This window comes from Pontimicrobium sp. IMCC45349 (genome assembly GCF_047219225.1).
In the GTDB taxonomy this organism is placed as follows: domain Bacteria; phylum Bacteroidota; class Bacteroidia; order Flavobacteriales; family Flavobacteriaceae; genus IMCC45349.
The window spans coordinates 276024-289002 of record NZ_CP178208.1; the positions used below are offsets into that span (position 1 = coordinate 276024).

Consider the following 12979-nt stretch of genomic DNA (forward strand, 5'->3'; position numbering starts at 1 on the left):
TGATAAAATTCAATTCTTAAATGACCGACAACATCATTCTTATTTTAGCAATACTAATTTCCGCAGGTATTGGTGCTTACCTTGGGAAACTTTTTACAACATTAAAAAACAATAATGAAAAAGGCACTTTAGAAGAACGCCAACATCAACTAAGTAAAACTATTGAAGAGCTTAAGCAAAACTTATCAAAATTAGAGTTAGAACGAGAAGAGATTCGTCGTGAAAAAGAATTTTTAAACACAGAACTCACTAGAAAAAATGCAGAATACGATAATCTGCAACAACAAAACTTAAAACGTGATGAAGAATTAGCAAAACAACAAGAACAATTACGTAAAGATTTTGAATTATTAGCTACCAAAATACTAGATGAGAAATCAGAAAAGTTTACTATTCAAAACAAAGAAAATATAAAGCAGATACTTAATCCGCTACAAGAAAAAATACAAACTTTTGAAAAAAAGGTTGAAGATACTCAAAAGGAAAGTATTAGTATGCACTCTGCATTAAAAGAGCAACTTTTAGGGTTAAAAGATTTAAATCAGCAAATGACCAAAGAAGCGACCAACCTAACTAAAGCTTTAAAAGGCGATAGCAAAATGCAAGGTAATTGGGGCGAATTGGTTTTAGAACGAGTACTTGAAAAATCTGGATTAGAAAAAGACAGAGAGTATTTTGTACAGCAAAGTTTTACACTTGAAAATGGTAGTCGTGTATTACCAGATGTGGTATTGCATTTACCAGATAGTAAAAAAATGATTATTGACTCTAAAGTATCTATTACAGATTACAACCGTTATGTTAATGCCGATGATGATGAAAAAGTAGCTTATTTAAAAGCACACGTTAACTCAATTAAAAAGCATGTAGAGCAATTATCTGCCAAAAACTATCAAGACCTATATGATATAGAATCACCAGACTTTGTATTGATGTTTATTCCTATTGAGCCTGCATTTGCTGTAGCGATTAATGAAGATAATACTTTATATAATAAAGCTTTTGAAAAGAATATTGTTATTGTAACACCTTCTACATTGTTAGCAACATTACGTACTATAGACACTATGTGGAATAATGAGAAACAGCAAAGAAATGCCATAGAAATTGCGCGACAAGCTGGAGCATTGTATGATAAATTTGAAGGCTTAGTTAAAGACTTAACTGGAGTTGGTAAAAAAATTGATGCTGCTAAAACTGATTATTCTGCTGCTATGAATAAATTAGTTGAAGGAAGAGGTAATCTAGTAACGAGTGTAGAAAAGCTCAAAAAGATGGGAGCTAAAGCTAAAAAATCATTACCTGAAGCTATTATAAAACGAGCTGAAGATGATAACAACTAATAATAAAAAAGCCGCTTGATATCAAGCGGCTTTTTTAATTGTTTATTTTTATAATTATTGCTTTACAAAACGTTTTGTTTGCGACGAATAATCATTTGATACTTTTACTAAATAAACACCGCTATTCCATGAAGAAACATCTATTCTAGAAAAATTAGCTGTACCTATTTTAAGTTCGTATATCTTTTTACCTAGAACATCAAAAACTTCTAAAACAGTACTATCAATTGCAATAGGCAACGATAAATTTAAGAACTGATTTGATGGATTAGGAGATAGTGAAAAACTAATATTTTCTTTTAATGCCCTATTACTTAAAGTCCCTTCTGGAACTACAGTAACTGTTCCATACATAAAAAACTCATGAGGTTTACAAACATATGGATTAACACCTACTTGTGTAAATGTATACTCGTATGAGTATGGTGCTAAGAAAGTATCAAAATCTCCACCAGTTGTTCCGAAAGTTTCTGTTGATCCAGCCACACTTTTTACATTATGACCATTGGATAACCATTCCCAAACAACCTTATCTCCTACTTCAATTGTAAATTCAGTATCAAACATAGGTCCTAATGGAAAATTTGCTGTATCAGAAGCTGGCACAGAGAAAAAATCCCAAGGCACAGTAATAGTTTCTGTTTGAGCAAAACCAAATGTTACGACTAAAGTAAATACAATAGATAGTAATTTTGTTTTCATAGTAAGAGGCGTATTTTTTTTACTAAAATAATAATTTTCAGGTAACTATATGTCAAGATTCGATAAAAAGCAAGAATTTACTTGCTTAAATACATCTTTCTTCTTGAATATAAGTCGTAAAATTCATCATCCTTTAAACTATCAATAAACAAGATACTTTCACCTGTACTCTTCATTTCTGGTCCTAATGTTTTATCAACATTCGGGAATTTATTAAATGAGAATACTGGTTGCTTGATTGCATATCCTTCTAATTGAGGGTTGAAATCAAAGTCAGTAACTTTCTTTTCTCCTAACATTACCTTAGTAGCATAATTCACATAAGGCTCTTTATATGCCTTAGCTATAAATGGTACAGTACGAGAAGCTCTTGGATTCGCCTCAATAATATAAACTGTATCATCTTTAATAGCGAATTGAATATTGATTAATCCAACTGTATTTAATTCTCTAGCAATTGTATTTGTATGATCTACAATTTGTTGCATTACTAAATCACCTAAGTTAAAAGCTGGTAATGTTGCGTTTGAATCTCCAGAGTGCACTCCACAAGGTTCAATATGTTCCATAATACCAATGATGTAAACATTTCCATCTGCATCACAAATAGCATCTGCTTCAGCTTCAATAGCACCATCTAAATAATGGTCTAATAATAATTTATTATTTGGAATCTTACGTAGTAAGTCTACAACATGCTCTACAAGATCTTCTTTATTGATTACAATCTTCATTCCTTGACCTCCTAATACATATGAAGGACGTACTAAAATTGGAAAATCTAATTCATCAGCTAAAGCTAAAGCCTCATCTGCTGTTTCAGCAACTCCAAACTGAGGGAATGGAATATTATTCTTTTTTAACAATGTAGAGAAACTTCCTCTATCTTCAGCTAAATCTAAAGATTCAAAGCTTGTTCCTAATATTTTGATACCATACTTTGTTAATTTCTCAGCTAATTTAAGTGCTGTTTGACCACCTAACTGAACGATTACACCTTCTGGTTTTTCATGACGAATAATATCATAAATATGTTCCCAAAATACTGGTTCAAAATATAATTTATCTGCTGTATCAAAATCTGTAGAAACTGTTTCTGGATTACAGTTAATCATGATTGTTTCATAACCACATTCCTTAGCAGCTAATACCCCATGTACACAACAGTAATCGAACTCAATTCCTTGACCAATTCTATTTGGTCCAGAACCTAAAACAACTACTTTCTTTTTATCTGTAACAACACTTTCATTTGCTGAAGCTACATTACCATCTTTATCTTGTACTACATTTTCAAACGTAGAATAATAATATGGTGTTTGCGCTTTAAACTCAGCAGCACAAGTATCTACTAACTTGTACACACGTTGAATATTTAATTCTTCTCTTTTCTTATATACTTGACTTTCTAAACATCCTAACATATGAGCAATCTGACGATCTCCATATCCTTTTTGCTTAGCTTCTAACAATAAATCTTTATCTAAAGTGTCTATAGTATATGTAGAAATTTCTTTTTCTAATTGGTATAACTCCTCATATTGCTTTAAGTACCACATATCAATTTTAGTGATATCGTAAATTTTACTTAAAGGAATTCCCATTTGAATCGCATCATAAATTACAAACACACGATCCCAAGATGCATGCTTTAATTTATCTAAGATTTGATTATAGTCTTTATAACCTTTTCCGTCAGCACCTAATCCATTGCGTTTAATTTCTAAAGACTGAGTTGCTTTGTGCAATGCTTCTTGGAACGAACGTCCAATTCCCATAACCTCACCAACAGCTTTCATTTGAAGACCTAAAGTTCTATCAGATCCTTCAAACTTATCAAAGTTCCAACGAGGTATTTTTACAATTACATAATCTAACGTTGGCTCAAATAAGGCTGATGTAGATTTTGTAATTTGATTATCTAATTCATCTAAAGAGTATCCAATAGCTAATTTTGTAGCAACTTTTGCAATAGGGTATCCAGTTGCTTTAGATGCTAATGCAGACGAACGTGATACACGTGGATTAATTTCAATTGCTATAATCTCTTCTTGATCATCTGGACTTACAGCAAACTGTACATTACATCCTCCTTCAAAATCTCCAATACTACGCATCATTTTGATAGCCATATCACGCATTTTCTGGAATGTAGTATCAGATAAAGTCATTGCTGGTGCCACTGTAATGGAGTCTCCAGTATGAATTCCCATTGGATCCATATTCTCAATAGAACAGATAATTACAACGTTGTCGTTCTTATCACGTAATAACTCCAACTCGTATTCTTTCCATCCCATCATCGCTTTATCAATCATTACTTCGTGAATTGGAGAAATCTCTAAACCACGACGTAATAACTTGTCAAAATCTTCTTCTTCATATACAATAGCTGCTCCAGCTCCTCCAAGTGTAAAAGACGAACGAATACATAATGGAAAACCAAATTCTTGAGCAATTTCTTTCCCTTTTAAGAATGATGTTGCAGTAGCTTGAGGTGCCATTGGCACACCTATTTGTCCCATTAACTCTCTAAACTGTTCTCTATCTTCAGTAATGTTAATAGCATTAATATCTACACCTATTAATTTTACACCAAAATCTTCCCAAATACCTTTTTCATCTGCTTCAATACACAAGTTCAATGCAGTTTGTCCTCCCATTGTTGGTAAAACAGCATCAATCTGTGGATGCTCTTTTAAAATCTTTATAATAGACTTTGTTGTTAATGGTAAAAGATATACATGATCTGCCATTGAAGGGTCAGTCATGATAGTTGCTGGGTTAGAATTAATTAGAATAGTTTCTATTCCATCTTCACGAAGAGAACGTAAAGATTGTGAACCCGAATAATCAAATTCACATGCTTGTCCAATAATAATTGGTCCTGATCCAATAATTAAAATTGAGTTAAGGTCTTTTCTTTTTGGCATTGTTTATAGTTGTTGCTGTGTTATTTAAAATTTTTCAAAAATAATTAACAATTAGATATAAAAAAAGGCGTTACCACCAGTAACACCTTATATATATCAACAATTGTTAATCATTATTTTTTATGACGAAGTTCAGAAGATACAGATAATTTCTTTCTACCCTTAGCTCTTCTACGTGCTAAGACTTTTCTACCATTAGCAGAAGCCATTCTTTCTCTAAAACCATGTTTGTTTCTTCTTTTTCTCTTTGATGGTTGAAACGTTCTTTTACTCATTGTATTATATCTTTAAAATCGTCTTTCTTAATTTCATGTTTAGTTTTGACATCCTCTTCAAAACTGCGTGCAAATATACGAAGACTTTTTACTTTGACAAGTCTAATTTTAAAAATATTTTGAATTGTTTTTATTACCTTTGCACTCTTCAAAAAAAACTATAACAATGTACAACAAAAATATAAAAATAGTCATCGCAGTTTTAATCAATGCTTACGCAGTCTATCAATTTACAGAAGGCTACATTGGTAATGGGATTATGCTTATTTTACTTTCGTTAATTTTCATCTTTTTATACTTAAAAAATGAATTTATTCTATTAGCATTTCTAAAATTAAGAAAACAAGATTTTGATGGTGCTAAAAAATGGTTAGATAAAATAAAAAACCCAAAAACGGCTTTAACAACAAAGCAACAAGGCTATTATAATTTTTTAAATGGTATTATGGTTTCTCAAACAGATATGAATGCTGCTGAGAAATATTTTAAAAATGCGGTTAATTTTGGTTTATCTATGGATCATGATATGGCTATGGCTAAATTGAACTTAGCAGGAATTGCTTTTACTAAAAGACGTAAACAAGAAGCTCAAAAACTACTTTCGGAAGCACAAGCTTTAGATAAAAGAAATATGTTAGGAGATCAAATTAAAATGATGAAGCAACAAATGAAACGTGCTTCTGTTCCTAATCAACATTACGGTCAACCTACTTCAGCAAGACAAGGTCGAAGAAGTAGAAGATAAATAAAAAAAGCACTGATTTCTCAGTGCTTTTTTTATTTATCTTCAATACCTAAGGATTAGAGTAATGACCATCTTTAGGAATTTCTATAAAATATTGTTTTCTTGACTTGTTATTTAAATGCCCTTCTCTTAACCATGGGTTATGTAACTTTAATATTTTATAGTTAATCCCAAAACCTTCTGAGAACTTCACAAAATCGGTTACAGCAGTATCTACAGCAACCTTATAAGTAGGTATAGTTTTATATAGATCTTTATTCCTAAAATTAAATCCATATTTTTCTGGATGGTTAAGAATTTCTTTTAATGCTACAATTCTAAACAAATAACGTCCTGTTTCTTCTCCTAATAACAAATCATAATAGTTATCTACGCCTTGGCTTTTTAATCGTCTAGACACACCTGCCATTCCAGCATTATATGATGCCGCAGCTAAAGTCCATGAACCAAAACGCTCTTTTGCTTTTAATAAGTACTTGCACGCTACTTCTGTTGCTAATTCTAAATTATAACGTTCGTCTACATTCGAGTTAATTTCTAATCCATTTTCTCTTCCTGTAGTTTTCATTATTTGCCAAAACCCTTTTGCTCCAGCTGGAGATGTTACATTTTGCAATCCACTTTCAATTACTGCTAAATATTTAAAATCATCTGGCACACCATGTTTTTCTAAAATTGGCTCAATAATAGGAAAGTATTTATTTGAACGTTTAAACATCAATAAAGCATTAGATTGCCAATAAGTATTAACTAAAAGTTCTCTATCCATACGCTCTAAAATATCAGGATTTTCTAAAGGCAATGCTTCATTAGCAAAATTTAAATCATCTGGTACATTAAGAGCATACACATTATAATCGTTATAGATTTTTTTTTCTAAGTTGTTATCACTAGGAGCATCTTGAACCGCAAATATTAACAGTCCAGACAAACATATTAAACCAACAACAGCAAGTAGGTTTTTTATCGTCTTCATTATTCGAAAATTTTATATGATTAAAAATATAAAAAAAACTAATACTAAAATTAATTTTAACTTAATATAAGCTTAGGTAAGTTTTCATTAAACCACTTATATTTATTAATTATCATAATGTGCGTTCCGCCTTTAATAATAATACATTCGTTTATATTCTTAATTGGAAAAACACCATCATTTTCACCATGAATATGAATTATTTCAGGGACAGGTTTTTCTTGTTCCCAACATACTACTTGCTCAATAGCCCAATCAAGATATTTCTTATCATTAACAGAAAGATATTTTTTATATAACTCTACTCTTTTTGTAGCAGTTTTACCAAAAGCATATTTTGCTAAAGCATCTACATTTTGCGCTAAATGAGTAGGTGCCAATTTATATGCCTTTGTTGCTTTAGCAAGTTTCATACGTTTAGGTAACTCGTGTTTAGTTTTAACACTAGATACTATAATAAGCTTTCTTAGCTTTAAATTTTTGCTCATTTCTTGAACTAATATTCCTCCAAACGACACACCTAATAACACACAGTTATCATGCTTAACCTTCAGCGCCATTCGTTGAGCATATTGTGTTAAACTTTCGTTAGGATTTGGAATCATCCACTCTAACCAATGCAACTCAAATTGAGATTCAGGTAATTTTATATTATCAAAAATTGATGGGTTTGCTGCCATTCCAGGCATTAGGTATATATGAATTATCTCTTGATTCATAAGCAACTAGGTTAAAAAAACGTTAAGTTTAAGTATTTTTTTGTAAATTTGCACCACAAATCTATAGAATATAGGTTTATCTCCATTGAATAAAGTATACTAATTATGATTGAAGCAGCAGAATTGATTGACAATACATTTTTACGTCAATTTGAATTAAAGGTTGATGACAAACTTGCCAAAATTGAGTATTCCCTTCAAGACAGAAAGATTTTTTTAACAAAATTAATTGTTCCAGAATCTGTAGAGTCTGATGAATTTACTGAAGATTTCTTGAAAATAGTTTTAGAGAATATTCAAGAACGAAATATTAGCGTGGTACCAACAAGTCCTCCAATTGCTAAATTTATTCGTAGAAATAGAAGGTACAAAGCTATGTTACCTGTAGGAGTAAGAATATAATAATATTAAATAAATTGAAAAAGCCGAAGCTAAGCTTCGGCTTTTTTATATCTATATTACAACTAGAAGCTATTTAACATAAACTAATGTTAAGTCTTTATATTCTATAACTTCGGTAAAATCTTCGTTATAAACTTCTATAAAATTCGGAAAATTACGTGTCATTTTATTACCACTAATACTATGCGTAAATTCAACATTATTAATAGTTATAATGCCATTATTATTTACTTCGTAAGTGCTAGAAGTACTAATATAACCATCGGAACATTCAATATCAAAAACATAAACTCCTTCTTCATGCTTAGAAATATTAATTTCGTGATGAAATGAATCATCTGAAATAAATGTTCCATCTTTCTCAAAAATTAATGTCTCATTAACAATACAATCTATTTCGTTTAATAAATTAAGGTTTTCAACACCATCCTTATTAATATCGAAAGGTCTTTCAATTATATAAGATGACAATTTCCATGAACCATGAATAGATAAATCATTTACTTCATCATCACTACTACAACTAGTTAACACAACTAGAGAAACACATATAAATAATAGTATTTTTTTCATTTGAGGGCTTTTAAGAGCCCTAAATATATTTTGAAAAAACTTGATTAAATAAAAAACAAGTTAAAACGAACAAAACAAGGGTTAACCTACATATTATGTATGTTTCAGTATAAGAAACTATACAAAATCAAATCTAACCAATCCATCTTCATCAATATTGGCTAAACTAACTTCATGTAATGTATTAACTAATTCAGGATTCCATGGCGCTTTTACCTTGACATAGTTTTCGGTAAATCCGTGAATATAACCTTCTTTATTTTCGCTTTCAAATAAAACTGTTCTATTACTTCTTAACTGACTTTCATAAAATGCACGACGTTTCTTTACTGAAAGCCCTCTAAGCATTTTACTTCTCTTTGAACGCACATTTTTAGGCACTACACCTTCCATATCAGCTGCTAATGTATTTGCTCTTTCAGAATAAGTAAACACATGTAAATACGAAATATCCAATTCTGCTAAGAAATTATATGTTTCAAGAAAACGCTCATCAGTTTCTCCTGGAAAACCAACAATAACATCAACTCCAATACATGCGTGAGGCATTACCTCCTTTATTTTATTGACTCTATCTACATACAACTCTCTTAAGTAACGACGACGCATAAGCTTTAACAAATCGTTACTACCACTCTGTAATGGAATATGAAAATGAGGCACAAAAGTTCTACTTTTTGCTACAAAATCAATGGTTTCATTTTTAAGTAAATTTGGTTCGATTGATGATATACGTAGACGCTCAATACCTTCAACCTCATCCAAAGCTTGTACTAATTCAAAAAAAGTATGCTCATGCTTTTTATTACCAAACTCACCCTTTCCATAATCACCAATATTAACTCCAGTAAGTACAATCTCCTTTATATCTTGCTCAGAAATTTCTTTGGCATTATTTAAAACATTCTGTAAAGTGTCGCTTCTAGAAATTCCTCTAGCTAAAGGAATAGTGCAATAAGTACACTTATAATCGCAACCATCTTGTACTTTTAAAAAAGCTCTTGTACGATCACCTATAGAATAACTTCCTACATAAAAATCGGCATCCTCAATCTCACAAGAATGTACTTCTCCAAAGTCATTTTTAGTAAGATCATTTAGATAATCAGTAATTTTAAACTTCTCAGTAGCACCTAAAACCAAGTCTACACCATTTACATCAGCCAATGCTTCAGGTTTTAACTGGGCGTAACAACCAATAGCAGCAACAAATGCTTCTGGGTTTGATTTTTGTGCTTGTTTAACAATAGTTTTAAAACGCTTATCAGCATTTTCGGTAACCGAACATGTGTTAATTACATAAATATCTGCAGATTCTGAGAAATCTACACGATCAAATCCTTCATCATTAAAACTTCTTGCAATAGTAGAAGTTTCAGAAAAGTTAAGTTTACAACCTAAAGTATAAAATGCGACTTTTTTTCTAGCGTTCATTCTTGTATTTTTACCAAGCGTGCAAATTTACAACTAATAACTCAGATGATAAAACCTAGAAGTATCTCTTCATATTTAAAACTAAATCACTTAATTGCTATACTCACACTTTTAATATTAGTTTCTTGCAATTCGAAAAATACTGCGAAAAAAAATCATCTAGTATTTAAATACAATGAACACAAAAACATAGGCTCATTAGACCCTGCATTTTCAAAAGACTTAGCTGATATTTGGGCAACAAACCAGTTATTTAATGGTTTGGTACAAATGGATGAACAATTAAACGTAATACCATGTATAGCTAAAGATTGGGGAATTTCTGAAGACGCCCTCACCTACTCATTTAACCTGAGGCGTGATGTAACATTTCATAAGCATATAAAATTTGGAAAGGACAGTACACGATATGTTACAGCAAATGACTTTGAATATAGTTTAAACCGACTAAAAGATAAAAATGTAGCGTCTCCAGGTAGCTGGGTTTTAAACAAAGTGGATAGTTTCAAAGCTGTAAACGACAGTATATTTCAAATACAACTAAAACAACCTTTTCCTGCTTTTTTAGGACTATTAACAATGAAATATTGTTCTGTAGTCCCAAAAGAAATTGTTGAATATTATGGGAGTGACTTTAGGTCTAATCCAATTGGAACTGGTCCTTTTAAATTTAAACGTTGGGAAGAAAATGTAAAACTAGTTTTTAGAAAAAATGAAACCTATTTTGAAATAGACGAAAACAAGAACAACCTACCATACTTAGAAGCAGTTGCTATTACCTTTTTACCAGATAAACAGAGTGAATTTTTACAGTTCGCTCAAGGAAATATTGATTTTGTTTCTGGATTAGACGCTTCATATAAAGACGAAATACTCACTGTTAATGGCTTATTAAGAGAACAATATTCTAATGATGTAAATATGATTCGTGGTCCATACTTAAATACTGAATATTTAGCTTTTTTTATGGAATCTGAAAGTTCTGAAATGCAATCGCTGTTAATACGTCAAGCTGTAAATTATGGTTTTGACAGACAAAAAATGATGACTTATTTACGTAATGGTATTGGTATACCAGCTTATGGAGGTTTTATACCTAAAGGGTTACCTGGTTATAGTGAGTCCATTGGATTTACTTATCAACCAGAAAAATCAAAACAGCTAGTAAATCAATATATAAACGAAACTGGTAAAACTCCAGAAATAACGATTACCACAACAAGTAACTACTTAAGTTTTTGTGAATACATTCAAAAAGAACTACAAAAAACAGGATTATTCGTTAATGTAGATGTAATTCCTGCTTCAACACTTAAAGAAGCGAAAGCTAACGGAAAGCTTGATATGTTTAGAGCAAGTTGGATTGCAGATTATCCAGATGCCGAAAATTACTTATCATTATATTACAGTAAGAACTTTGCACCTAATGGTCCAAATTACACACATTTTAAAAGTGAGTTATTTGATTCATGGTATGAACAAGCATTTACCGAAACCTCTACAAGTAAACGTGAAACGTTATATACTAAAATGGACTCATTAGTAATGAGTAACACACCTATTGCACCTATGTTTTATGATGAAGTCGTACGATTTACCAGAAAAGAAGTTTCCGGTTTAGGTATTAATCCAGTAAATTTATTAGACTTAAAAAGAGTAAAAAAGAACTAATTATTGTCTTCTAAACTTTTTTGTGTCTTCAAATATATGTTCCAAAATTGCAGCATCTTGAGTAGAGAACTCAACATTTCGCCTTAACATAACTACCTTAGCAACTTCAAAAGCTTTTTTGGTTAAATATGTAGTAAATCCACTATTGCCTCCCCAACTAAAACTTGGTACAAAATTACGAGGGAAACCACTGCCAAAAATATTTGCACTCACTCCAATAACTGTTCCTGTATTAAACATAGTATTAATACCACATTTACTATGATCACCCATCATTAACCCACAAAACTGTAGACCTGTTTTAGCAAATCCCTCGGTTTCGTAATTCCATAATCTCACCTCAGCGTAATTATTTTTAAGATTAGAGTTATTGGTATCTGCTCCTAAATTACACCACTCACCTAAGACTGAATCTCCTAAATACCCTTCATGACCTTTATTAGAATACCCAAAAACAACTGTATTTTTAACCTCACCACCTAAAGTACTATATGGGCCAAAAGTATTAGCCCCATAAAGTTTTGCTCCCATTTTAATTCTAGAGCCTTCACACATAGCTAAACCACCCCTAACCAATACACCTTCCATAATTTCGGCATTTTCACCTATATATATAGGTCCTGTACTAGCATTTAAGGTTGCATATTCTACTTTTGCCCCTTCCTCTAAAAATATATTTTCTGGTGCTATAACATTATTAGTTTTAGAAATAGGTTGGGACTTTCTACCATTTGTTATTAAATCAAAATCTAACTGAATGGCTAAATCGTTTTTTGAAAAAATATCCCAAGTATTTTCAATCTTTAAAACTTCTTCTTCAAAATCGATAATTTCATATGTATCAAAATCAATTTCTTCTTGAGAATCTTTAGAGAAAAAAGCAATTATATTATCGCCTTCAAAAATGGCTTGATTTTCTTTTAAAGACTTCACAACTTCAACTAAAGAAGTATTAGGAGCGTATGATGCATTAATCATAATATTCTCCTCCATTTCTACCATTGGATACTTATCAGTTAAATAATCTTCGGTAATAGTAGTTGTGGTAGTTTGCAAGTGTTTTTCCCACTTTTCTCTAATGGTTAGTATACCTATTCTAATATCTGCAACTGGCCTTGTATAAGTAAATGGAAGCAGGCTATTACGCGAAGGTCCATCAAAAAGAATATAATTCATGTAGCTAACTTTTGTGTAAAAATAAAAAAG

At 31.1% G+C, this 12979-nt stretch carries 12 protein-coding genes; 4 read left to right on the top strand and 8 right to left on the bottom strand.

Annotated elements, in window-relative coordinates:
• The first annotated feature begins 20 nt into the window (after nt 1-20).
• Nucleotides 21-1343 (top strand): DNA recombination protein RmuC, encoded by a 1323-nt coding sequence (locus ACLII3_RS01335; RefSeq protein ID WP_412985863.1) that lies wholly within the window; start codon nt 21-23, stop codon nt 1341-1343.
• 54 nt (nt 1344-1397) lie between these two features.
• Here the strand turns inward: ACLII3_RS01335 and ACLII3_RS01340 are convergent, their stop codons facing one another.
• The 3 genes from ACLII3_RS01340 to rpmH form a co-directional block, all read right to left on the bottom strand.
• On the bottom strand, nt 1398-2045 hold the full coding sequence (locus ACLII3_RS01340; RefSeq protein ID WP_412985865.1) for a T9SS type A sorting domain-containing protein: 648 nt from the start codon (nt 2043-2045) through the stop codon (nt 1398-1400).
• A gap of 77 nt (nt 2046-2122) precedes the next feature.
• Complete coding sequence (carB, locus tag ACLII3_RS01345) at nt 2123-4978, bottom strand: carbamoyl-phosphate synthase large subunit (RefSeq protein WP_412985866.1); 2856 nt, start codon at nt 4976-4978, stop codon at nt 2123-2125.
• A 113-nt stretch (nt 4979-5091) separates the two neighbouring features.
• Nucleotides 5092-5253, bottom strand: coding sequence for a 50S ribosomal protein L34 (gene rpmH, locus ACLII3_RS01350; protein WP_296320712.1), 162 nt, complete (start codon nt 5251-5253; stop codon nt 5092-5094).
• 166 nt (nt 5254-5419) lie between these two features.
• Here rpmH and ACLII3_RS01355 point away from each other — a divergent pair, with 166 nt between their 5' ends.
• On the top strand, nt 5420-5998 hold the full coding sequence (locus ACLII3_RS01355) for a DUF2892 domain-containing protein (RefSeq protein WP_412985867.1): 579 nt from the start codon (nt 5420-5422) through the stop codon (nt 5996-5998).
• Nucleotides 5999-6047: 49 nt separating this feature from the next.
• Here ACLII3_RS01355 and ACLII3_RS01360 read toward each other — a convergent pair whose 3' ends face one another.
• Together ACLII3_RS01360 and ACLII3_RS01365 are read right to left on the bottom strand one after the other, a co-directional pair.
• The gene (locus ACLII3_RS01360; RefSeq protein ID WP_412985868.1) at nt 6048-6974 is read right to left on the bottom strand and encodes a lytic transglycosylase domain-containing protein; all 927 of its coding nucleotides are present in this window, start codon (nt 6972-6974) and stop codon (nt 6048-6050) included.
• 56 nt (nt 6975-7030) lie between these two features.
• On the bottom strand, nt 7031-7693 hold the full coding sequence (locus tag ACLII3_RS01365; protein WP_412985869.1) for an alpha/beta hydrolase: 663 nt from the start codon (nt 7691-7693) through the stop codon (nt 7031-7033).
• 105 nt (nt 7694-7798) lie between these two features.
• Between ACLII3_RS01365 and ACLII3_RS01370 the strand changes: the two genes are divergently transcribed.
• Nucleotides 7799-8095: a GNAT family N-acetyltransferase gene (locus tag ACLII3_RS01370; protein WP_412985870.1), complete on the top strand. Its 297-nt coding sequence runs from the start codon at nt 7799-7801 to the stop codon at nt 8093-8095.
• A gap of 69 nt (nt 8096-8164) precedes the next feature.
• Here the strand turns inward: ACLII3_RS01370 and ACLII3_RS01375 are convergent, their stop codons facing one another.
• Complete coding sequence (locus ACLII3_RS01375; RefSeq protein ID WP_412985871.1) at nt 8165-8668, bottom strand: hypothetical protein; 504 nt, start codon at nt 8666-8668, stop codon at nt 8165-8167.
• Nucleotides 8669-8785: 117 nt separating this feature from the next.
• Nucleotides 8786-10102 carry a tRNA (N(6)-L-threonylcarbamoyladenosine(37)-C(2))-methylthiotransferase MtaB gene (mtaB, locus tag ACLII3_RS01380; protein WP_412985873.1) on the bottom strand — a complete coding sequence of 439 codons (1317 nt, stop codon included), beginning with the start codon at nt 10100-10102 and terminating at the stop codon, nt 8786-8788.
• Nucleotides 10103-10147: 45 nt separating this feature from the next.
• Between mtaB and ACLII3_RS01385 the strand changes: the two genes are divergently transcribed.
• A complete protein-coding gene (locus ACLII3_RS01385) occupies nt 10148-11773 on the top strand; it encodes an ABC transporter substrate-binding protein (protein WP_412985874.1) in 1626 nt (541 codons plus the stop codon).
• On the opposite strand, the gene ACLII3_RS01390 is transcribed toward ACLII3_RS01385, so the two are convergent.
• Nucleotides 11774-12949: a GlmU family protein gene (locus tag ACLII3_RS01390; RefSeq protein WP_412985876.1), complete on the bottom strand. Its 1176-nt coding sequence runs from the start codon at nt 12947-12949 to the stop codon at nt 11774-11776.
• Nucleotides 12950-12979: the final 30 nt, after the last annotated feature.

Coding starts and splice junctions, on each gene's coding strand:
- ACLII3_RS01335 (WP_412985863.1), top strand. CDS start 21: ATGACCGACAACATCATTCTTATTTTAGCAATACTAATTTCCGCAGGT.
- ACLII3_RS01340 (WP_412985865.1), bottom strand. CDS start 2,045: ATGAAAACAAAATTACTATCTATTGTATTTACTTTAGTCGTAACATTT.
- carB (WP_412985866.1), bottom strand. CDS start 4,978: ATGCCAAAAAGAAAAGACCTTAACTCAATTTTAATTATTGGATCAGGA.
- rpmH (WP_296320712.1), bottom strand. CDS start 5,253: ATGAGTAAAAGAACGTTTCAACCATCAAAGAGAAAAAGAAGAAACAAA.
- ACLII3_RS01355 (WP_412985867.1), top strand. CDS start 5,420: ATGTACAACAAAAATATAAAAATAGTCATCGCAGTTTTAATCAATGCT.
- ACLII3_RS01360 (WP_412985868.1), bottom strand. CDS start 6,974: ATGAAGACGATAAAAAACCTACTTGCTGTTGTTGGTTTAATATGTTTG.
- ACLII3_RS01365 (WP_412985869.1), bottom strand. CDS start 7,693: ATGAATCAAGAGATAATTCATATATACCTAATGCCTGGAATGGCAGCA.
- ACLII3_RS01370 (WP_412985870.1), top strand. CDS start 7,799: ATGATTGAAGCAGCAGAATTGATTGACAATACATTTTTACGTCAATTT.
- ACLII3_RS01375 (WP_412985871.1), bottom strand. CDS start 8,668: ATGAAAAAAATACTATTATTTATATGTGTTTCTCTAGTTGTGTTAACT.
- mtaB (WP_412985873.1), bottom strand. CDS start 10,102: ATGAACGCTAGAAAAAAAGTCGCATTTTATACTTTAGGTTGTAAACTT.
- ACLII3_RS01385 (WP_412985874.1), top strand. CDS start 10,148: ATGATAAAACCTAGAAGTATCTCTTCATATTTAAAACTAAATCACTTA.
- ACLII3_RS01390 (WP_412985876.1), bottom strand. CDS start 12,949: ATGAATTATATTCTTTTTGATGGACCTTCGCGTAATAGCCTGCTTCCA.